Source organism: Streptomyces sp. NPDC088732 (assembly GCF_044751205.1).
Lineage (GTDB): Bacteria > Actinomycetota > Actinomycetes > Streptomycetales > Streptomycetaceae > Actinacidiphila.
Genome location: NZ_JBIVLI010000030.1, coordinates 67354 through 87681, shown reverse-complemented (window position 1 = coordinate 87681; position 20328 = coordinate 67354). Strand labels below are relative to the sequence as shown.

General features: G+C 73.0%; 17 protein-coding genes. 10 read left to right on the top strand and 7 right to left on the bottom strand.

Annotated elements, in window-relative coordinates; genetic code table 11:
* Window positions 1-349 precede the first annotated feature (349 nt).
* On the top strand, window positions 350-2194 hold the full coding sequence (gene asnB / locus ACIP9H_RS36835) for an asparagine synthase (glutamine-hydrolyzing) (RefSeq protein ID WP_401963358.1): 1845 nt from the start codon (window positions 350-352) through the stop codon (window positions 2192-2194).
* Between the two features lie 89 nt (window positions 2195-2283).
* Here the strand turns inward: asnB and ACIP9H_RS36830 are convergent, their stop codons facing one another.
* The gene (locus ACIP9H_RS36830) at window positions 2284-3738 is read right to left on the bottom strand and encodes an amidohydrolase family protein (protein ID WP_401963356.1); all 1455 of its coding nucleotides are present in this window, start codon (window positions 3736-3738) and stop codon (window positions 2284-2286) included.
* A gap of 409 nt (window positions 3739-4147) precedes the next feature.
* On the opposite strand from ACIP9H_RS36830, the gene ACIP9H_RS36825 reads away from it, so the two are divergent.
* From ACIP9H_RS36825 to ACIP9H_RS36795, 7 genes are all read left to right on the top strand, one after another.
* Window positions 4148-4969, top strand: coding sequence for an IclR family transcriptional regulator C-terminal domain-containing protein (locus ACIP9H_RS36825; protein ID WP_401583702.1), 822 nt, complete (start codon window positions 4148-4150; stop codon window positions 4967-4969).
* 139 nt (window positions 4970-5108) lie between these two features.
* Window positions 5109-6320: a CaiB/BaiF CoA transferase family protein gene (locus ACIP9H_RS36820; RefSeq protein WP_401963354.1), complete on the top strand. Its 1212-nt coding sequence runs from the start codon at window positions 5109-5111 to the stop codon at window positions 6318-6320.
* Window positions 6317-7177, top strand: a complete 861-nt coding sequence (locus tag ACIP9H_RS36815; protein WP_401583699.1) for a citryl-CoA lyase — start codon at window positions 6317-6319, stop codon at window positions 7175-7177. The genes ACIP9H_RS36820 and ACIP9H_RS36815 overlap by 4 nt, the downstream gene beginning before the upstream one ends.
* Window positions 7170-8033 carry an extradiol ring-cleavage dioxygenase gene (locus ACIP9H_RS36810; protein WP_401963352.1) on the top strand — a complete coding sequence of 288 codons (864 nt, stop codon included), beginning with the start codon at window positions 7170-7172 and terminating at the stop codon, window positions 8031-8033. Before ACIP9H_RS36815 ends, ACIP9H_RS36810 begins: the two co-directional genes overlap by 8 nt.
* A complete protein-coding gene (locus ACIP9H_RS36805) occupies window positions 8030-8389 on the top strand; it encodes a hypothetical protein (protein ID WP_401963350.1) in 360 nt (119 codons plus the stop codon). Before ACIP9H_RS36810 ends, ACIP9H_RS36805 begins: the two co-directional genes overlap by 4 nt.
* Window positions 8386-9369 (top strand): zinc-binding alcohol dehydrogenase family protein, encoded by a 984-nt coding sequence (locus tag ACIP9H_RS36800; RefSeq protein ID WP_401963348.1) that lies wholly within the window; start codon window positions 8386-8388, stop codon window positions 9367-9369. Before ACIP9H_RS36805 ends, ACIP9H_RS36800 begins: the two co-directional genes overlap by 4 nt.
* Before the next feature lie 47 nt (window positions 9370-9416).
* Complete coding sequence (locus tag ACIP9H_RS36795; protein ID WP_401963347.1) at window positions 9417-9809, top strand: hypothetical protein; 393 nt, start codon at window positions 9417-9419, stop codon at window positions 9807-9809.
* 62 nt (window positions 9810-9871) lie between these two features.
* Here the strand turns inward: ACIP9H_RS36795 and ACIP9H_RS36790 are convergent, their stop codons facing one another.
* Both ACIP9H_RS36790 and ACIP9H_RS36785 read right to left on the bottom strand, forming a co-directional pair.
* A complete protein-coding gene (locus ACIP9H_RS36790) occupies window positions 9872-10585 on the bottom strand; it encodes an NPP1 family protein (protein ID WP_401583839.1) in 714 nt (237 codons plus the stop codon).
* A gap of 412 nt (window positions 10586-10997) precedes the next feature.
* On the bottom strand, window positions 10998-12959 hold the full coding sequence (locus ACIP9H_RS36785; RefSeq protein ID WP_401583693.1) for a sigma-70 family RNA polymerase sigma factor: 1962 nt from the start codon (window positions 12957-12959) through the stop codon (window positions 10998-11000).
* A gap of 241 nt (window positions 12960-13200) precedes the next feature.
* Here ACIP9H_RS36785 and ACIP9H_RS36780 point away from each other — a divergent pair, with 241 nt between their 5' ends.
* Entirely contained in the window at window positions 13201-14220 is a 1020-nt protein-coding gene (locus tag ACIP9H_RS36780) for a thaumatin family protein (protein WP_401583691.1), read from the top strand.
* Between the two features lie 19 nt (window positions 14221-14239).
* On the opposite strand, the gene ACIP9H_RS36775 is transcribed toward ACIP9H_RS36780, so the two are convergent.
* The 4 genes from ACIP9H_RS36775 to ACIP9H_RS36760 form a co-directional block, all read right to left on the bottom strand.
* Entirely contained in the window at window positions 14240-15058 is an 819-nt protein-coding gene (locus tag ACIP9H_RS36775; RefSeq protein WP_401583689.1) for a phosphotransferase, read from the bottom strand.
* A gap of 159 nt (window positions 15059-15217) precedes the next feature.
* Complete coding sequence (locus ACIP9H_RS36770; protein ID WP_401583687.1) at window positions 15218-16198, bottom strand: class I SAM-dependent methyltransferase; 981 nt, start codon at window positions 16196-16198, stop codon at window positions 15218-15220.
* Between the two features lie 92 nt (window positions 16199-16290).
* On the bottom strand, window positions 16291-17733 hold the full coding sequence (locus tag ACIP9H_RS36765) for an aldehyde dehydrogenase (RefSeq protein ID WP_401583836.1): 1443 nt from the start codon (window positions 17731-17733) through the stop codon (window positions 16291-16293).
* Window positions 17734-18082: 349 nt separating this feature from the next.
* Complete coding sequence (locus ACIP9H_RS36760) at window positions 18083-19066, bottom strand: LuxR C-terminal-related transcriptional regulator (protein WP_401963343.1); 984 nt, start codon at window positions 19064-19066, stop codon at window positions 18083-18085.
* Between the two features lie 250 nt (window positions 19067-19316).
* On the opposite strand from ACIP9H_RS36760, the gene ACIP9H_RS36755 reads away from it, so the two are divergent.
* Complete coding sequence (locus ACIP9H_RS36755; RefSeq protein WP_401583685.1) at window positions 19317-20291, top strand: aldo/keto reductase; 975 nt, start codon at window positions 19317-19319, stop codon at window positions 20289-20291.
* Window positions 20292-20328 lie beyond the last annotated feature (37 nt).

Genomic DNA, 20328 nt, shown 5'->3' with positions numbered 1-20328 from the left:
CGTCACCGTCCTCTCTCGCCGTCACCGCTGTCCGGTCGCCCGGACGGGCGGCCGCGCATCGGCCGGCGACGCTGTGCGTGTGTGCGTACACGGGGTGCCGCTGCGTGTCGTCCGCCGGTGTCGTCGCAGGTCAGGGGCGCTTTGTGGGCTTCCCCGTCCGGACGGCCGACCGCTGACGGCTGTCGCGCGCGGCGTTTGACGAATGGCTCCGGCCGACGGAAACTCTGACATATAGGTGCTTAATACACATCACGCCCAGTGATGGTGCTCCCGGCGCGGAGTCGCCAGGCGGGACCCCGGGCCGCGAAGCGACGGAACACGAAGGCACGGCAGAGCCGGAGGCACACGCATGTGCGGAATCGCGGGATGGGTCTCGTTCGAGCGGGATCTGCGGAACGAGCAGGCCACAGTGGACGCGATGACCGAGACGATGGCCTGCCGCGGGCCGGACGCCCGCGGCACCTGGGTGCAGGGGCCCGCCGCGCTCGGACACCGCCGGCTCGCCATCATCGACCTGCCCGGCGGCAGGCAGCCGATGGCCGCCGACGACCCCGACGGCGGGACGGCGGTCATGGTGTACTCCGGCGAGGCGTACAACTTCACCGAGCTGCGCAAGGAACTCGCCGCACGCGGCCACCGCTTCACCACCACCTCGGACACCGAGGTGGTGCTCCACGGCTACCTGGAGTGGGGCGAGGGGATCGCCGAACGGCTGAACGGCATGTACGCCTTCGCCATCTGGGACAGCCGCGAAGAGAAGCTGGTCATGATCCGTGACCGCATGGGCATCAAGCCCTTCTACTATTACCCGACCGACGACGGTGTGCTGTTCGGCTCGGAGCCCAAGGCGATCCTCGCCAACCCGCTCGCCGCGCGGCATGTCACCCTCGACGGCCTGCGCGAGCTGTTCGCCTTCGTCAAGACGCCCGGCCACGCGGTGTGGGACGGCATGCGCGAGGTCGAGCCCGGCACCGTGGTGACGGTCGACCGGGGCGGGCTGCGCACCCATGTGTACTGGTCGCTCCAGACCCGGCGGCACACCGACGACAAGGAGACGTCGATCGCCCGCGTGCGCGAGCTGCTCGACGACATCGTCCGCCGCCAGCTCGTCGCCGACGTACCGCGCTGCACCCTGCTCTCCGGCGGGCTGGACTCCTCGGCGATGACCGCGCTGGCCGCACGCCAACTGGCCGCCGTGGGCGAGAAGGTGCGCAGCTTCGCCGTCGACTTCGTCGGGCAGACCGAGCACTTCGTCCCGGACGAGCTGCGGGCCACTCCCGACACGCCGTTCGTCCACGACGTCGCCGCACTGGCCGGCACGGAGCACCAGGACATCGTGCTCGACTCCCAGCAGCTCGCCGACCCGGAGGTGCGCGCCCGGGTCATCCGCGCCCGGGACATCCCCGCGGGGCTCGGCGACATGGACAGCTCCCTCTACCTGCTGTTCAAGGCCATCCGGCAGCACTCGACCGTCGCCCTGTCCGGGGAGTCGGCGGACGAGGTCTTCGGCGGCTACCAGCAGTTCTTCGACGAGGAGGCCCGCCGGGCCGACACGTTCCCCTGGCTGGTGCACTTCGCCCAGCACTTCGGGGACGACGGCAACGTCCTGACCGAGTCGATGTCCAAGGCCCTCGATCTGGAGGGCTATGTCCACGACGGCTACCGCGAGGCGATGACCGGGGTGCAACGGCTCGAGGGCGAGAGCGACTTCGAGTTCCGGATGCGGGGCATCAGCTATCTGCACCTCACCCGCTTCGTACGCATCCTCCTGGACCGCAAGGACCGGGCCAGCATGGCGGTCGGCCTGGAGGTCCGGGTGCCGTTCTGCGACCACCGGCTGGTGGAGTACGTCTACAACACCCCGTGGGCGCTGAAGTCCTTCGACGGCCGGGAGAAGAGCCTGCTGCGCGAGGCCACCGCGGACCTGCTGCCGCGGTCCGTGTACGACCGGGTCAAGAGCCCCTACCCCTCCACGCAGGACCCGGGGTACGCCGTGGCACTGCGGCAGAACGGCAAGGAGCTGCTGTCCAAGCCCTCGCACCCGGTCTTCGACCTGGTCAGCAAGGCGTGGCTGGAACGCGCGGTCAAGGACGACGCCCCGCAGCACACCCAGGCCGCCCGGCACGGGCTGGAGCGCGTCCTCGACCTCGCGCTGTGGATGGACCTCTACTCGCCCACCGTCGACACCGCCTGACCCGGCCGCCGCGCCGGTGGCGGCCGGGCGGCGGCCGGGCAGCCCGCAGCCCGGTCAGGGCCTTGGGGCGGGCCCCTCGGGCCGGGGTGTCATTCGGCCCGGCTGTGCGTGGAGCCGCTGCGGTAGTCCGTGTACTGGTAGGGATTGTCGAGGATCTTGGTCTCGGGGACGTCGGGATTCATGCCCCGGGCCCAGCCGTCCTCGCCGAGCTGCGAGCGCAGGTACTCCACCGTCCCCTCGACCTCGCGGCGCGCGGCCGCGAGGTCGGCGCCGACCAGCCGGTGCTCGTGCTTGACGACCCGGCCGTCGACCAGGACGGTGTGCACGTCCCCGCGCTGGGCCTGGAAGGCCACATGGCCGTAGGGGTTGAGCAGCGGGAACGACACGGGGGAGTGGTCGTTCTTGATCAGGACGAGGTCGGCCTTCTTGCCGGGCTCGATGCTGCCGAGCTCGTGGTCCCGGCCGAGGGTGCGGGCGCCGCCGCGGGTGGCCCAGTCCACGACCTGGTCGGCGCGCAGGCTGCAGTGCGTGACCGTCTCGCCCTTGGCGTGCGCCTCGTGGTGCTCGCGGGCGCGGTCGGCGCCTAGGGTGGTGCGCATCGCGGAGAACAGGTCGCCGCTCCACCACACGCTGGTGTCCATGGACAGCGACACCGGGATGCCGTGGGAGCGGATGGCCCAGGTGGGAGGGTAGCCCTGGCCGGCGCTCTGCTCGCTCTCGGTGGAGACCGATATCGACCCGCCGGTTGCCGCGATGCGGTGGTAGGAGTCCGCGGACAGCGAGGCGGCGTGGACGTAGACGGTGCGGTCGGTCATGAAGCCGTGGTCGTGCATCAGGCGGATGCCGTCGTCGCCGGTGGCGCCCCACACCCCGGCGTGCGTGGTCACCGGCACCCCGAGGTCCCGGGCGACCTCGAAGGCGGGCTTCTCCGGGAAGGTCGGGTCGCCGGTCACGTCGAAGGCGAGCTGGAAGCCGAGCATGTCGTCGCCGGTGATCCGGCGGTTCACGAAGTCGCGGAACTCCGGGGCGGCGGTCCATTCGGCGGGGGGCTGCTGGATGTTGCCGTAGGCGAGCACGAAGCGGCCCGGCACGGAGCGCAGCGCGTCCACCGCCGCGTCGGCGTGGTCGACGGTCCGCAGGCCGTGCGACCAGTCCACGACGGTCGTGACGCCCGCGTCGACGGCCTCCAGGGCCGCCAGCAGGTTGCCCGCGTGGATGTCCTCGGGACGGAACAGCCGGCCCGACTCCAGGTAGTACCAGACGAAGTACTGGGTCAGCGTCCAGTCGGCGCCGTAACCGCGCATGGCGGTCTGCCACATGTGGCGATGGGTGTCGATCATGCCGGGCATGACGATGCCGCCGGTGGCGTCGAGGATGACGGCGCCGTCCGGGGCGGCGAGGTCCGGCCCCACCGCGGCGATCCGGTCGCGCAGGACCAGGACGTCGGTGTCGTGGAGCACCTGCCGCCGGTCGTCCATCGGCAGGACCGTGCCGCCGCGCAGCAGGACGGGTCGTCCGGGCGGGAACTCCGCTTGCTCGTTCATCGTCGAACTCCACTCCTCGCCAGGGGTGCGGCATGGCAGGCAGCCGCCCGTGGCCGATCAACGGACTTCCGTCCGGCAAGCGGTCACTTGGAATTTCTGTCACTGTGAGCTTGTGTGCCGGTGGTGTCAAGGAATCTGTCGGCACCTGTTGCGCGGCGTCGCCGCGCGCTTCTTCCGGCGCTCTTGCGCATCATGTCCGCCTGCCGGAGCCTTGGTGGAGGTGATCGGGCGGGCGACCGGACGCCTGCGCGGCAAGGAGGGCCGGAATCCCTCGCGACCTGGTGAAACGGTGGGCATCCGGTCCGCCGACGGCCCGGATACCGGCCCGAACTCGCGTCCGCCTGCCGGACGCTAGGCTGGGCCGTTCCCGTGGATCGCCCACCGATCCCGTACGTCAGCTGGAGGCGACATGCCACGCGAGGGCACCGGACCCGACTTCATCGAGGCGCTCGCGCGCGGCCTGGAGGTGATCACGGCCTTCGCGCCGCACCGGCCGGCGATGTCCCTGAGCGAGGTGGCCGCCGCGACCGGCCTGGCGCGCCCGACGGCCCGCCGCATCCTGCTGACCCTCCAGGAACTCGGCTATGTGCGCGCCGCGTCCGGCGGGGGCGGTTTCGTGCTGACCCCCCGGGTGCTCGAACTGGGCGTGGCCTATGTGCGGTCGATGGGGCTCTGGGACGTGGCCCGCCCGCACATGGAGGAACTGTCCGGGCGCACCGGGGAGTCCTGCTCCGTCGCGCAGCTGGACGGCCCGGACATCGTCTATGTGGCCCGGGTGGCCGTGCCGAAGATCGTGACCCTGGCCGTGCAGATCGGGACGCGTTTCCCGGCCCTTCAGACCTCGCTCGGCAAGGTGCTGCTGGCGGCGCTGGCGCCCGGGGAGGTCGACGGCGTCCTGGCGGAGCCCAGCCGGTCCGGGCTGGAGCCGCGCTGGCGGCCCGGACCCGAGGAGCGCGACGCGGAACTGCGCCAGGTGCGGGCCCGCGGCTGGGCGCTGACCGACGAGCAACTCGCCCGCGGTATCCGGTCGGTCGCGGTGCCGCTGCGTGACGGGACCGGCCGGGTCGTCGCCGCGTTCAACGTCAACACGCACGCCGCCGAGACGTCCGTGGAGCACCTGCTCGACCACCATCTCCCGCTGCTGCTGCAGGCCGCCGGGGAGATCAGTGCCGATTTCGCCCGGCTGGAGACCGTTCCGCACGTGACGCAGGCCGCGCGGGTGAGCGGGTGAGCGGGTGAGCGGAGGCGAGGCGAGGCGAGGGGAGGCGCCGCGGTATTCGGGAGCCGGACGCTCTTGACGTCGGCGGGTGACGTGCCAGAATCGCATCAGCGGACAGTCGTCCGCTTCGCGGACATGGAGGCCCACCCCTATGCCGAACACCCACCTGCCACCCGAGCCGCCGCAGGCAGGGCCGCTGGCCGGTGTGCTGGTCGCCGACTTCTCCCGGATCCTGGCCGGCCCCTACGCCTCGATGCTCCTGGCGGACATGGGCGCGGATGTCGTCAAGGTGGAGAGCCCCCAGGGCGACGACACCCGGTCGTGGATGCCCCCCGTGCGCGGCGACGTCTCGACGTACTACCTGGGCGTCAACCGCGGCAAGCGCTCGATCGCCCTGGACCTGCGGAACGCGGACGACGCCGCGGCCGCCCGGGAACTCGCCCGCCGCGCCGATGTGCTGATCGAGAACTTCCGGCCCGGGGGCCTGGAGCGCTTCGGGCTGGACTTCGCCTCGGTCTCCGCCGCCAACCCCGGCGTCGTCTACGCCTCCATCAGCGGCTTCGGCACCGGCCCCGGGCGGAACGTACCCGGCTACGACCTGATGGTGCAGGCGATCTCCGGGCTGATGAGCCTGACCGGCGACCCCGACGGACCGCCCTACCGCGCCGGCATCTCCGTCTTCGACGTCATGGCGGGCAACCACGCGGTCATCGGCATCCTCGCGGCGCTGCGCCACCGCGACACCACCGGGAACGGCCAGCACGTCGAGGTCAACCTGCTGTCCTCGGCGCTCACCGGACTGGTCAACCACAGCTCCGCCTACGCCGCCGGAGGCGTGGTCCCCTACCGGATGGGCAACGCGCACCCCAGCGTCTTCCCGTACGAGCCGCTGCCCACCGCCGACAACGACCTCATCGTGGCCGCCGCCAACGACGGCCAGTTCCGCAGGCTCTGCGAGATCCTCGGCATCCCCGAGGTCGCCGACGACCCGCGCTTCGCCCGCAACGCCGACCGCACCGAGCGGCGTGAGGAACTGCGGCCCCTGCTGGTCGGGCAGCTCGCCAAACGCGGCGCGGACGAGTGGTTCGAGCTGCTGGTCCAGGCCGGCATCCCCTGCGGGCCCATCAACACCATCGACGGCGGGTTCGCGATGGCCGAGCGCTTCGGGCTGGACCCGGTGGTCGAGGTCGGCGAGGGCGACCGCGCGGTGCCCACCACCCGGCACCCGATCCGCTTCTCCCGCACCCCGGCCGGCTACCGGCTGCCGCCACCCGAACTGGACGAGCACGGCGACGAGTTGCGCGCCTGGCTGAGCAAACCGGGCGAGGGCGTGGACGCGGCCGGTTCCGGGGAGGAGCGGTGACGGGCCCCGGCGGGCAGCCGGACCACCCCGGCCGTCCCACGTACCCCACCGCGCTCGGCGCCTCGTCCACGGAGTCCATCACCCTGCTCGGCCAGGACCTGGCCGAGGACGTGATGGGCAAGGTCGGCTTCGGTGAACTCGCCTTCTGGCTCGCCACCCAGCGCCGGCCCACGGCGGGGGAGACCCGGGTCTTCGAGGCGGTGCTCGCCGCCCTGGCCGACCACGGCTTCACCCCCACCGCCATCGTCACCCGGCTGACGTACCTGTCGGCCCCCGACTCGGTGCAGGGCGCGCTCGCCGCGGGACTGCTCGGCGGCGGCTCCCGGTTTCTCGGTGTCACCGAGGACTGCGGCCGCTTCCTGCACGACGTCCTCGACTCCCTCGACGGCCCCCGGCCCACCGACGACGCCGGCTGGGACGCGCTGGCGCTCACCACCGTCCGGGCCCGGCGGGCCGAGGGGCGCTTCGTCCCCGGCCTCGGCCACCACGTGCACAAGAACGGCGACCCCCGCACCCCCCGGCTCTTCAACATCGCCGAGGAGGAAGGGCTCGTCGGCCCCCACCTGTCGCTGTTCGCCGCCATCGGCCGGGTCCACCCCGAGGTGCTGGGCAGGACGCTGCCGCTCAACGGGGCCGGGGTGTGCGGTGCCGCGCTCGCCGACCTCGGGCTGCCCCTGCAACTGCTGCGCGGCTTCGCCCTGCTGGCCCGTACCGCCGGGCTCATCGGGCAGCTCGCCGAGGAGCTGCGCCACCCGGTCGCGAACGAGATCTTCCTGTCCGTGGACCTGAACAACCGGTCCGTGGCACCCGATCCCCACTCACCCGCCGACGAGACCCACGGAGGTCCGCATGGCTGAGCTGGTCGCGGTCATCGCGTCCACCCACCACCCGTTCTACTACCGGGCGAGCAACGCCACCGGGGAGGACCGGCCGCCCTTCGCCGACGAATGGGTGCGCAAGGTGGAGGCGTTCCGCAGGACACTGACCGCCGCCCGGCCCGATGTGCTGGTCATGGTCGGATCCGACCACTTCCACCAGCTGTGGCTGGACAACATGCCTCAGTTCCTCGTGGGCAAGGCGCCCTTCTACGACGCGAACTTCTACAACGAGGAACGCGAGTTCGGCTTGCCCCGCATGCTGCTGAAGGGCCACGAGGACCTCTCCTCGCACGTGCTGCGCGGCGGCCTCGACCTCGGTTTCGACCTCGCGTTCTCCAACGAGATGCGCATCGACCACTCCATCACGTGCCCGATCATCACGCTGCGGCCGGAGAACGACCTGCCGATCGTGCCGATCTACACCAACATCTTCGCCCCGCCGCTGCCGCAGCCCAAGCGCTTCGTGCAGCTCGGACGGGCGATACGCGAGCTCATCGAGTCCTGGCCGGGCGACCAGCGGGTCGCGGTCGTCGGCACCGGCCATCTGTCACTGGAGCTCGGCGGACCGCGCCAGTTCGGGCCGCACGGCCCCGACCCGGAGTTCGACCGCAAGGCCGTCGAGTGGATCGCGTCCGGGGACATCGAGGGCTGCCTCGCCGAGGTCACCCTCGACAGCCTGCACCTGCCGGGGAACGCCACCCACGGCTTCATGGACTTCATGCTGATGATGGGTGTGGCCGGTGAGGGCCGGAAGGCCGACTACACCGACACGTTCGACCTGTTCCACACCATGGAGGCCTACTTCACCTGGTACCCGCGCGGAGGCCGCTCGTGAGCAAGTACCTGCTGAACAAGTTCCTCTACACCGTCGACCGGGACCCGGAGCTGCTGGAGCGCTACCGGGAGGAGCCGGCGGCCACGGTGCGGACGTGGGAGGACGAGTACGCCAATCGCATCCTCAACTGCCTGCACGGCGAGGCCTCGACGTGGTTGAGCTTCGACGACACCGAGCGCGAGGCGCTGTCCACCCACGACTACCCGAAGCTGTTCGAGCTGGGGGCGCACCCCTTCCTCACGATCACGCTGTTCATCGGGATCTTCGAACGCGACCACGGCCCCCTGGAGTTCCAGAAGGAGTACGCCCGGCGGCTGTCGCACATGACGCTGCCCTACCCCGACATCACCACATGACGATGCGGGCGGCGGAGATCACCGAGCCCGGCCGGCCGCCCCGGGTGGCCGACCGGGAACCGCCCCGGCCGGGGGAAGGCGAGGTCCTGGTCGAGGTGCGGGCCGCGCCGCTGACGCCGCTGGACCTGCTGTGCGCGAGCGGCACCTCGTACTTCGGCCGGCCGCGCACCCCGTACGTGCCCGGCGTCCAGGGCGTGGGCCTGCACGCCGGGCGCACGGTCTGGTTCCCGACGGCGGCGGGCATGGCACCCGGGGACGGCAGCATGGCCCAGTTCGCGGCGGTCCCCGAGGAGGCGCTGGTCGAACTACCGCCCGGCGCCGACCCGGTGGCCGTCGCCGCCCTGGGCCTGTCCGCGGTCGCCGCGCACATGGCGCTGACGTGGCGCGGCGAACTGGCCCCGGGGGAGCAGGTGGTCGTCCTCGGCGCCGGGGGCACGGTCGGGCAGGCCGCGGTGCAGCTCGCCCGGGCCGCCGGCGCCCGACGTGTGGTGGCCGCCGCCCGCTCCGCAGCGGCGCGGGAGCGGGCCCGAGACGTGGGCGCCGACGCCGTCGTCGTCCTCGACACCGATGACGTGGGCGAGTTGGCCGCCCGGATCGCCTCCGCGGCGGACGGGCCCGTGGACCTGGTCATCGACCCGCTCTTCGGCCCGCCGGCCGCGGCGGCGGCCCGCACCCTGCGCAGCGGCGGACGCCTGGTCAATCTGGGCAGCTCCGCAGCCGAGACCTGCCCGCTCGACTCCGGCACGCTGCGCAGCCGCTCCCTGCGTGTCCTCGGGTACACCAACAACGAGCTCACCCCGGCCCAACGGGCGGCCTCCCTGGTCGAGATCGCCCGCCGCTCGGCCGAGGGCGGGCTCACCGTCGCCCATGAACGGGTTCCGCTCGACGACCTGCCCGCCGCATGGCACCGCCAGGCGACGGGTACCGCGAACGGCCGCGCCGTCCTGCTGCCGCACGGGCAGGTGCCGCCCCGCGCCTGACCGCGCCCGGCCCGGAACCGGGACCAGGACCGGGGCGTCAAAGCGCCATGAATCCCAGAATCCCGTATCTCGTCCTTGCCGCGGCACTCTCCACCGCGGTCCTCACCGGATGCACCAGTGACGGCGACCGGCCGCGCCGTACCGCCGGACACGAACCGACGGCCGCGGCGACCGGCGCAGCCGTGCCGCGGGCCATGCCGTTCGAGCTCTACACCCACTGCGGAATCGACGACGTCCGTATCGGTTCGGCGTGGTTCGAGGCCGAGCGCCCGCTCTCGGACGGCTCCGGCAACCCGCCCGCGGGCTGGGACAATCCCCTGCACCAGGGCACGATGACCGTGGTCTCGCCGAGCGAGGCCGTGTTCACCGACGACGAGGGGCACCGGGTGCGGTTCCTGGCCCGGCCGGGTGCGACGGAGCCCAAGCACCTCTGCGAATGAGAGGGGCCGCCGATCGGGCTCGCGTGCGGCGCCCCGGGCGGGGCACCGCACGCGACGGCGGATCAGGCGTTGGGGTCGAAGGGGATGCCGGACGGCTTCGCGTTGGCGAGGGTGGAGTTGAAACGGGCGTCGTTGATCTTGATCGTGGCCGCGCCGAAGTCCGCGTTCATGAGCTTGTCGCGGTAGCCCGCCGGGTAGCCCGCCCAGCCGACGAGACGGGGGAAGAACCAGCCGCCGGTGGCGTTCTCCGCGGGCTCGTCGTTGGTGTTGGCGAAGCGGAAGCAGTGCGTCGAGGCGCCGTCCTTGTGGTACACGATCTTGGGGTGGGTGCCGTCGAAGCGGATCGCGGAGCGGGCGGCGATCTGGTAGCCGGAGTGCTGCGACGCCGCGACGTACTCGACCTGGTTGTTGTGGATCCAGACCACGACGTGCTCCCAGTCGTGGGTGTGGCCGATGGCCGCGGGGCCGAGCGTGGCCTGGTCCTTCTCGAAGTAGCTGGCGTACACGACGGCGCACCAGTCGTTGTTGCACTTCTCGCGCGAGTACGTGTTGGCGTTGGCCAGCTGGGCGTAGTCGTGGCAGTGCCCGTTGACGTCCCCGCCCAGCTTCAGGCCGGGGTTGAGGGTGCCGTCCGCACCGATGGCGGCCGTGGCGTAGCAGCCGTCCCCGTCGTAGTCGTAGGCCGGGGAGAAGGACTGCTCCAGGCCGTCCGCGTTCTGCGGCAGGAGCTGGAGGACGGAGGCGTTGGCCTCGGCGGGGAAGGCAAGGACCGCCATCGCGCCCAGGGCGGTCGCGACGGCCCCCAGACGGAGACGGCCGGGGCGCCGGGTGCGGGACGCCGTTCCAGCGGGAATGTTTTTCGCCGACCTCAGGCTGCGCACGAGAACTCCTCGACATGAAAGGGGGCAGGGGTTTCTTTTCGCAAGAATTCCCTGCCCGAATACTGACGGTTTCGCGCGACGAAGGTTTCCGGCCGTGCCGGAGCGGCCGGAGAGATCATCTCCGGCCTGAACTCCGCCTGTTGATGCGTCGACAAGTTATCCGAGGCCGATCCGGTGGCGCAAGCACGCATTTCCGGAACGGCATTCCCGACATGTCCCGGCTTCCGATAGGGGGAAGACGGGGAAGAGCAGGGCCAAGCGGCCGGGAAATTAAATACCGCTGTGAATCAGCCGACCGTCCGGGGTGTTATGAGTGCGCCGCCTGGAAAGCACGGCCCGCGGCCGTGGCCGTCGTGCCATCGGTGAACAGGCCGCTGCTCGGCTTGGCGGCGTCGGCCCCGAGCCCGAACCACGCGTAGCGCTGGAGCCAGGGCAGGCCCTCCAGTGCCTTGGTGGAGGCCGTCACGAAGGCCGCCTGCTGGTCGGGGGTGGGGAAGCGGGTGCCGTGGGAGAAGTCGATCAGGGCGTACTCGGTGAGCCAGATGGGCTTGTTGTACCGCTGGTGCACCGCGTTCAGATAGGACGTCAGCTGCCCGACCGCCTCGGGAGTGCGGAAGTCGCCGCCGTACCAGTGCAGGGTGATGAAGTCGACGCGGTAGCCCTTCGCCTTCGCCCCCGACATGAAGCGGTCCAGCCAGCCGCCGGGGGTGTCGCCGCCATAGGCGACCGCGGGGCTGCCGAGCACCTTGCCCGCGTCCATGAGCTGCGGCCACAGCGAAAGGGCCTGCTCCACCGTCATGTTGGACTGCTGGGCCATGTCCGGCTCGTTGAAGCCCAGCAGGTACGGGCCCTGGGACTTCGCCTGGGACAGGTTCTGCGGCGTGACGGAGTCGCGCCCCCAGATCATCGGGACGAATCCGGCCGAGGGCGGGCTCGTCACCTCCGAGTGCTGTGTCGACCAGGTGTAGAACCAGCTCGCGCCGGACGCGGCCAGCGCCTTGCTCACCCCGGGGAAGGTCCACACCCCGACGCCCTTCTTGGACGTCGAGGCGACGTTCACCGCGGGCGGGGCGGCGGGTGCCTTGTGCGTGGGCTTGGGCGTCGCCTTCTTCTTCGCCGGCGACTTCGAGGCGCTGACGGACGGCGACGGGCTCGCGGAGTGCGCGGAGGGCCGCGGTGAGGCGGTGGGCGTGCCGACGGGGGCGGAGCGGGCGGGCGCCGCGGCCTTCTGCGGGGTGTCCGACGAGTTCGCCGTGAGCCCGGCGGCGACCAGCGCCACCGTGACCACGGCCGCGACCGCGGCCCCCGAGACGACGGGCGTGCTGAACACGCGCGACGCGGGCCGCGCGGCCCGGTGCGAGTGCCGAGCGCGGCCTGCCGCCCGGTGTCCCGCGGGGCTCCCCGGACCACCGGAGGACCCCGGGCCGGCGGGGGCCGCGGCGGGCGTCCCCGCCTCGCGCGCGACCGCCGCGACCACCCGCGCCGGGTCCAGCGCCGGGGGCACCGCCAGCAGCGGCAGCCCGCTCAGCAGGCGGTCCATGGGGAACAGGCCCTCCTCCATCCCGCCGCACACCGGGCACCCGCGCACGTGCCGCGCGAAGCGCTTGCGCCACAGCGGGCTCGGTACGCCGTCCCAGTTGTCGGCGGGCGCCTGGAGCTCGGCGCACCGGGGCACGGCGTTCAGGGCCCGCACCACCACGCGGGCGGCCTCCATCTGCTTCTTCATGCGCTGCACCCGCACCGCGGCATGCCGGTCCGACAGGCCCAGTGCGGAGGCGAGTTCGGGCCGGTCCAGCTCGCCGCTCTCCTCCAGCCACCACAGGGACAGCAGCTCCCGGTCGTCCTCGTCCAGCCACCGGGTGGCCTCGGCGACCTCGCGGCGCTGCTCGGTCAGGCCCAGCCGCAGAATCGTCAGCCCGGCGAAGTCGAGGCCGGGGTCGGGTATCTGCTCGGCGGCCGCCAGGTCCGCGCTGCGGTCCCGGGCGGTCGCGCGCAGCCGCGCGTGATCACGGACCTGCCGGATCGTGATCGCCACCAGCCACGAGCGGAACGCCCCCGGGTCCCGCAGTTCCGTCAGCCCCCGCACCATGCGCAACAGCGTCTCCTGTACGACGTCGTCCACGTCGGCGTGGCCGTTCAGCGCCCGGCCGACGATGTTGTAGACGAGCGGCAGGCACTCGGCCACCAGCTGGTCCAGTGCCCGCGGGTCGCCCGCGCGTGCCGCCGTCACCACCCCGGCGCCGGGTCCGCTCCGGTGGGTCTTGCGCATGTGACTCCACTCTTCCCTTCGTACCGGCGCCCCGTGGCGCGGCACTTGGTCTCGCTGCCCTGACCCGTCCGGCCCGTGCGCGGGGCGGACGGAAATGCCTGCACGTACAGGAGACGGCCGGCCGCGGCCAGGACAACGCAAATCCCGCGGGATCCCCGCACGGATTTGTGTTGTCGGACGCCCCCGGACGCGGTCCCCGATACGTGCGCACGCACCAGGTGAGGACGAGGAGGGCACAAGGATGGCACGACGCGGTCGGCACGGCGCGAAGTCCCCGCAGGGGCGGAGGTGGGTGTTCGGGGCCGCAGCGGTCGCGGTGACGGTTCTCGCCGTCTACGGGGCCCTCACCCAGTTCGGCACGGGCGACGCCCCTGCGACGCGGGCGGCGGTACGGGACGTGGCGGCGGCCGCCGCCCCCTCCCCGGGGGCGACCGCCGGAGGGACGGGTCCGGCCGCGTCGCCCCCGGCCTCCCCCTCGGCGAGCCACCGGCCCTCCGGCTCGCCCAGCCCCTCCGCCAAGGGCAGCACCCGGCCCACCCCCACCGCCAAGACCCCGCCCCGGGCAGGCACGTCCCGGGCGGCGGTCCCGGCCGGCAGCAGGTCGATCACCGTGGTCAACCGGACGCAGGAGACGGTCTGGGCCGTCGTCACCGACTCCCCGGCCTACCCCGACGGCCGCAGGCTCGCCCCCGGGCAGAGCACCACGCTGACCGTGGGGAACAAGTGGGGCGGACGGATCTGGGGCCGCACGGGCTGCGCCACGACCGCCGCGAGCGCCTGCCGCACCGGTGACTGCACCACCGTGTGCAACGGCCCCAACCCGCCCACCACGCTCGGTGAGTTCACTTTCGACGCGTACGCCGGCCTGGACTTCTACGACGTGAGCATGGTCGACGGCTCCAACCTGCCGATGTACATCAACATCTCGCACACCACCAGCACCGACCCGGTCAGCGCCTCCGGCTGCTACCGCGGTACGTGCACCAGCCCCGTGGACTGCCCGAGCGCCATGCAGGCCAAGGCAGGCGGCCAGGTCATCGGCTGCAAGCCGCCCTGCGCGGCCTTCGGCGGCGACGTCTACTGCTGCCGCGGGACGTGGGCGGGCCGCACCAACTGCGTGCCCTCGAAGTGGCCGGTCGACTACACCCGCGTCTTCAAGAAGGCCGCCCCCTACGCCTACTCCTACGCCTTCGACGACTCGGCGACCATGTCGTGCAAGGGGGCCTGCTACTACCGGATCACGTTCGGCACCACGGGGTAGCGTTCCCGGCCGCGGCCGGTCAGGCGAGCAGGGCGGCCGTGAACGTCCCGCGGTGGCCCACGAGCCAGTCCTGCACACGGTCCCAGCGCCGCGTGCCACCGCGCTCCGCCAGCAGCCGTACGAAACCGGGGTCTCCGTCGTTCGCGCGGCCGACGGAGAAGGCCCGGCAGACGGCGGTGGCCGCCTCGACCAGAGCGGGAAGTGCGGCGCGCTCCTGTGCCGTGAGGCCGTAGCCGTCGGCGAGGACGCGCAGCCGGCCCGGGGCGTCCAGTCCGGCGGGGTAGTGGGCCGCCGCGGACTCGGGATCGAGCATCGGCACCCAGTAGCGGGCGGCCATGGCGAGATCCCACAGGGGCCTGCCGGGGGCGGCCAGGTCGAAGTCGATCAGGGCCGCGGCACGGCCGTCCCGGAAGACGACGTTCTCCGGGCACACGTCGTTGTGGCACAGCATCGTCCCCCCTTCCGGGTCGGCAAGGTCCCGGGGCCACTCGGCGCCGGAGTCGACGGGGATGCCCGCGCTCGCGTCGTGCAGGCGCCGCAGGAGGCCGCCCACGGAACGCAGCGCGGTCCCGGTCGTCGCCCAGCCGGGGAACGGCGGCAGGGCGACGTCACCGGGGATCCAGGTCAGCTGCTCGCGGCCGTCGCCGGTGAGCCGGACGGGCTTCGGGGCCGCGTCGAAACCGCGGTCCACGAGTGCGCGGAGGTGGGCGTGCAGGGCCCGCGCGGTGCGCGGGGCCGGGCGTTCCACCACGGCACCGCGGCGGAACACGGCGCCCGCGTTCATGACCCCGCCCGTCAGTGGCTCCTCGCCGTCCGCCGCCTCGCCCTGGGCCGTCATGCCGGTCACCTTAGACCGTGCCGTCGTCACATGGCCTTGCCCAGCCACGTGGGGAGGCGCCCCCATCCCGCGACGCTCCCCCAGCCTCCGGCCTGGGGGAGTTGTCACGGGACGACTCTCCGCCTTGCGATGCACCGCACCTGGGGGTACGCCCAGCGGCTACTGCGGGCGGCGGCCCGCCACGAGCACCGGGCCGCCGGGGACGGTCGGGAAGCGCCGGACGTCCTCCAGGCCCTGGGCGGTCAGGACGGCCGCCATCTGGTCGGCGTCGTACGCGGAACCGCCGTTGCGCGCGGCGTTCCAGCGGCCGACCGCCCCCCGCAGCCCGTCGGGCGCCGGCGAGCCGGCGCCCGCCACGAGCCAGCCGCCGGGCACGAGCGCGTCGGTCAGCCGGGGGAGGGCGGTGTCCAGGACCGCCTCCGAGAGGAAGGGCGCGGGCAGCCAGACCAGGTCGTACGCGGTCTGCTCGGAGGTGTCGGCGACGTCGCGGAGCAGCAGGGTGACCCGGCTCGCGGTCTCCTGCGGCGCCCCGGCCAGTTCCCCGCGCGCCAGGTCCAGCGCGCGTTCCAGGACGTCGATACCGGTGACCTGGGCGCGGGGGAAGGCCTCCGCCAGCGCGAGGGCCAGTGCGGCGACCCCTGTGCCGACGTCCAGGATGCGGCCGCCGTCGCCGGCCAGGCGGTCGCCCAGGCCGGGCAGTTGGGGCACGATCCGGCTGCCGAGCGCGCGGCCGACCGCGGCCGACGCGCGCCCCTGGTTGAGCAGCACCCGGTCGTCCAGCGCCGCCCAGCCGCCGGAGGTCTCGCCCGCCGCCGCGGCCACCGCCTGCCGCAGCGAGCTGAGGCGGGCCTCCACGGCGCTGCGGGCCGTCGGACCGTCCGGCGGGACGAGGGACGGGTGCGGGACGAGCGCGTCGCCCTCCCGGCGTACCAGCCCGGCCTGCTCCAGGACGGCGGTGCGGTGCGGGTCGGCGGCCAGCACCTCGGCGAGCGGCGTGGTGAGCGCGTCGTGCAGGGTGCCGACCATCGCGGCCATGGCCCAGGTGGCGGCCTCCAGCACGGCGGCCGGGTCCTCGTTCAGGGACAGGACGGTGCCGGCCGCGGCGCCGGGCGGTGTGGGCGGTGTGGGCGGTGTGGACATCGGACGGGCCTCCTCGTCGTACGGCTTGCACAGGAGGACACGATGCCCGCGCCGAATCCGTTCGGCAGCGCTGCTCGCCGGTGCCGGCGAGGTCAGGGATGGTAGACGGACTGCAGCCGCTGGTAGGCCTGAAGCCCCTCGGGGCCCAGTTCGCGGCCGAGTCCGCTGTTCTTCTCGCCGCCGTAGGGCGAGGCGATGTCGGGCTGGTACCCGTTGAGGCCGATCGTGCCCGTGCGGATCCGGCGGGCCACGCGGGCGCCGCGCTCCAGGTCGGTGGTCCACACGGTGCCGGCGAGCCCGTACGCGGAGTCGTTGGCGAGGCGTACGGCGTCGTCCTCGTCTTCGTAGGGGGTGATCGTCAGGACCGGGCCGAAGATCTCCTCCTGGGCGATCACCGAGGAGTTGTCGACGTCGGCGAAGACCGTCGGCTCGACGAACCAGCCCCGGTCGAGGCCGGGCGGCCGGCCCCCGCCGGTGGTGAGCCGGGCGCCGTCGGCCCGCCCCTTGCCGATCCAGCCCTCCACCCGCTCCCGCTGCCGGGAGCTGACGAGGGGGCCGATCTGCGTGGCGGGGTCGAGCGCGTCGCCCACCCGCGCGTCGCGCGCCATCGTGGTGTAGACGTCCACGACCTCGGCGTAGCGGCTGCGGGGCGCGAGGATCCGCGTGCTCGCGAAGCAGGTCTGGCCGTTGTTGAGCAGGCTGGCGGCGAAGCGCTCCCCGGTGTCCTGTCCGAGGTCGGCGTCGTCCAGGACGACGGCCGCGGACTTGCCCCCGAGCTCCAGGGTCACCGGCCGCAGCAGTGCCGCGCAGGCGGCGGCGACGCGGCGCCCGGACGCGGTCGAACCGGTGAAGGCGACCTTGTCGACGCCCGGGTGCGCGACCAGGTAGGCGCCGGTCTCGCGCCCGGCGGGAAGGATGCTGACGACCCCTTCGGGCAGGCCCGCCGCCTCGACGGCCTGGGCCAGCAGCACCGAGTCCAGGACGGTCTCCGGGGCCGGCTTCAGGACCAGCGTGCAGCCCGCCGCCAGCGCCGGTGCGATCTTGAAGAACCCCACGGTCTGCGGGAAGTTCCAGGCCATGACGGCGGCGACCACGCCCACCGGTTCCCGGCGGACCTCGGTTGTGCCCCGGGGCAGGCCGGACCGGAACTCCTCGGCGGGAGCGGCGGTGGCCAGGGCGGCGTAGTAGCGCAGGAGGGCGGCCGGCACCGACCCCTCGTAGGCGCGGGCGACGGAGATCGGCATGCCGTTCTGCGCGCTGACGCTGATCGCCGTCACCTCGCTCCGGGAGGCGAGCTCGTCCGCGAGCCGGACCATGGCGGCCGCCCGGCGCTCGGGTTCCCAGGTGGGCCAGCCGTCCGGGGCGTCGAAGGCGGTGCGGGCCGCGCGGACGGCGCGGTCGACGTCGGCAGGGCCGGCTTCGGGCACGGCCCCCAGGCGGTCGCCGGTGCTGGCCGAGGCGACGGTGATGGTGCGGTGGCCGGACGGTGCGGTCCACCGGCCGCCGACGAACAGGCGGTTCTCGTTCACGGGCATGGCAAAGGACGTCATGGCAAAGCACTTCTTCCGGGGCGGCGACCGGGAGGGCCGTCCCCTGATCGATCCCGCGCCGTGGCCGCGGGCGTTCCGCGGCGCCGGCGCCGGGGGCGCGTGCGCGATGGTGGTCCGGCGCGTCGCGACGGCGCGACGGACGTACGAGCGACCCGCTGCGCGGCAGGGGGCGCTGCGCCTTGGAGGCCGCCGCGGGGGCGGATCCAGCCCTCTCCGGCGGCGATTTGCGCGGTCTGTCAGGTGGTGCACCGCAATGCCCCCCGAGGCTACACCCATCTGGGGGCACGTGACACCAGATGTTCGGCCTGCACGGACCGCCGGTACTGACGGATCGTCAGATCCAGCCGCGGCGCGTGGCCTCCATGGCGATCTGGAAGCGGGTCTGCGCGCCGAAGCGCTGCATGAGCTTGGTGACGTGCCGCTGCACGGTCCGCTCGCTCCACCCCATCGCCCGCCCGGCCGCCTTGTCCGTGGCGCCCGCCGCCAGCAGCGTCAGCAGCCGTGCCTCCTGCGGCGACAGCTCCTCCTGGCCGTCCTCCGTCGTGACCCCCTCGTGCGCCCGGACGTGGACACTGCGGTCCCACAGCGCCTCGAAAAGGGCGATCAGGGCGTCCAGCAGGGGCGAGGGGTGGATGAGGTAGGAGGCGGTCACGGCGTTGTCGCCGGGGCGCAGCAGGGGGATGATGGCCAGCCGGTCGTCCGACACGGCCAGTTTCATGGGCAGGCCGGGGGCGATGCGCGCCTGTTCGCCGTGGCGTATGCCGACGGTGACGTCGTCGAGCCAGCCGGGGAGCGACAGCACGGTGCTGTCGTAGATGACGCGGTAGGCCACGCCGCGGTCCAGCAGCGCCAGCTCGTCCCGGTTCGGCTCGGTGTGCGCCTCGACCGCCGCGTACGGGGGCCGGTCGAAGCCGCGTACCTGGGTGCGGGTGCTCTGCTGCATGTGCGCCCAGCGGCGGTTGACGTCCTCGCGCCCGGAGACGACCTCCACGAGGTCGTCGGGGTTCACGAAGCGGGTGGCGGCGCGGTAGACGTCCATCAGGCCCGCGACCTGCGCGCGCACCTCGCTCAGCGAGCGTTCCCGGTCCCGCAGCACCGCCTCCAGCCCGGTGTCCGGGGCGACGACCACGTAGGTGACGGGACGGCCGGGGGCGCGGATCGCGAGGCCGAGCGCCACCAGCGACTGCACCGAGCGCCGGGCGACCGCGACGGAGAGATGGCCGTCGTGGGCGAGGTCGGCGGCGGTGGCCCGGGTCCGGCGGATGAGGATCTCGTAGACCGCTTCGTCCTGCCGGCTCAGGCCGATCGATTCGAGCATGATCCTTCTCCGTGCGCCGGAAGCGTGAACATGTGTCGTTCTCACGACACCTGGCGGGAAGCTGCCGCCGGTTCATCTTGTCAGGGCGATCAAGCCGATGGCAGTGTTCCGGAAATTCCGTCGTCCCCGGTCCGCCTGGCGGTCCGCGGGTCCGCCGTGGACCGCTCCGCCCGCCCCGCGCGTGATCGCCTATCGTCGTGCCGACGGGGATCGATCACGCCGCCACGGCGGCATCCGCGGGAGGACGACTGTGCGTACGAGGGACCTGGGACGCAGCGGGCTTCGGGTGTCCGAGATCGGCTACGGAGCCTGGGGCATCGGGGAGTCGGCCTGGGTGGGTGCGACCGAGGGCGAGTCCGTGCGGGCGCTGGACCGGGCCGTCGACCTCGGGGTGAACTTCATCGACACCGCCCGCGGCTACGGCGAGAGCGAGCGCATCGTCGGGCGGTTCGTCCGCCGGCGGGCCGGTGCGGGCGACGACATCCTCGTGGCCACGAAGGTCCCGCCGATGAACCGCCTGTGGCCCGCGCCGGACGGCGTCGACCCCGCGGAGGCGTTCCCGGGGGCACACATCCGGGAGAGCCTGGAGACCAGCCTGCGGGCGAGCGGCCTCGACCACTTCGACGTCCTCCAGTTCCATGTGTGGAGCGACGAGTGGGTGGGCCGCGGGGACTGGCTGGAGACGGTCGCCGATCTGAAGCGGGAGGGGAAGATCCGCCTCTTCGGCGTCTCCGTCAACGACCACGAGCCCGCCAACGCGCTCGCGCTCGTGCGCAGCGGCGTGGTCGACACCGTGCAGGTCATCTACAACATCTTCGACCAGGCCCCGGCGGACGCCCTCTTCCCGGCGTGCCAGGAGCACGGCGTCGGCGTGATCGTCCGGGTGGCGCTCGACGAGGGCGGACTGACCGGCGGTGTCACGGCCGGGACCACCTTCCCGGAGGGCGACTTCCGCAACCGCTACTTCCGCGGCGACCGGCCCGCCGAGGTAGAGCGGCACGTCGACGCCATCGTCGCCGACCTCGGCATCGGCCGCGACGAGCTCGCCGAGACGGCGCTGCGCTTCGTCCTGAGCTCCCCGGCGGTCTCCACGGTGATCCCCGGCATGCGCTCCGTGCGCAACGTCGAGCGGAACGCCGCCGTGAGCGACGGCCGTGCCCTGGACTCCGGACAGCTCGGCGTACTGGCCCGGCACCGCTGGCAGCGCAACTTCTACAGCGCCTGAGGAGGCGGGCGCCCGCGCCGGGGCCGCCGGTGCGCAC

Bases quoted from the DNA above. Each gene is read 5' to 3' on its own strand.
- asnB (WP_401963358.1), top strand. From the start codon at position 350: ATGTGCGGAATCGCGGGATGGGTCTCGTTCGAGCGGGATCTGCGGAAC.
- ACIP9H_RS36830 (WP_401963356.1), bottom strand. From the start codon at position 3,738: ATGAACGAGCAAGCGGAGTTCCCGCCCGGACGACCCGTCCTGCTGCGC.
- ACIP9H_RS36825 (WP_401583702.1), top strand. From the start codon at position 4,148: ATGCCACGCGAGGGCACCGGACCCGACTTCATCGAGGCGCTCGCGCGC.
- ACIP9H_RS36820 (WP_401963354.1), top strand. From the start codon at position 5,109: ATGCCGAACACCCACCTGCCACCCGAGCCGCCGCAGGCAGGGCCGCTG.
- ACIP9H_RS36810 (WP_401963352.1), top strand. From the start codon at position 7,170: ATGGCTGAGCTGGTCGCGGTCATCGCGTCCACCCACCACCCGTTCTAC.
- ACIP9H_RS36800 (WP_401963348.1), top strand. From the start codon at position 8,386: ATGACGATGCGGGCGGCGGAGATCACCGAGCCCGGCCGGCCGCCCCGG.
- ACIP9H_RS36795 (WP_401963347.1), top strand. From the start codon at position 9,417: ATGAATCCCAGAATCCCGTATCTCGTCCTTGCCGCGGCACTCTCCACC.
- ACIP9H_RS36790 (WP_401583839.1), bottom strand. From the start codon at position 10,585: ATGGCGGTCCTTGCCTTCCCCGCCGAGGCCAACGCCTCCGTCCTCCAG.
- ACIP9H_RS36785 (WP_401583693.1), bottom strand. From the start codon at position 12,959: ATGCGCAAGACCCACCGGAGCGGACCCGGCGCCGGGGTGGTGACGGCG.
- ACIP9H_RS36780 (WP_401583691.1), top strand. From the start codon at position 13,201: ATGGCACGACGCGGTCGGCACGGCGCGAAGTCCCCGCAGGGGCGGAGG.
- ACIP9H_RS36775 (WP_401583689.1), bottom strand. From the start codon at position 15,058: ATGACGGCCCAGGGCGAGGCGGCGGACGGCGAGGAGCCACTGACGGGC.
- ACIP9H_RS36770 (WP_401583687.1), bottom strand. From the start codon at position 16,198: ATGTCCACACCGCCCACACCGCCCACACCGCCCGGCGCCGCGGCCGGC.
- ACIP9H_RS36765 (WP_401583836.1), bottom strand. From the start codon at position 17,733: ATGCCCGTGAACGAGAACCGCCTGTTCGTCGGCGGCCGGTGGACCGCA.
- ACIP9H_RS36760 (WP_401963343.1), bottom strand. From the start codon at position 19,066: ATGCTCGAATCGATCGGCCTGAGCCGGCAGGACGAAGCGGTCTACGAG.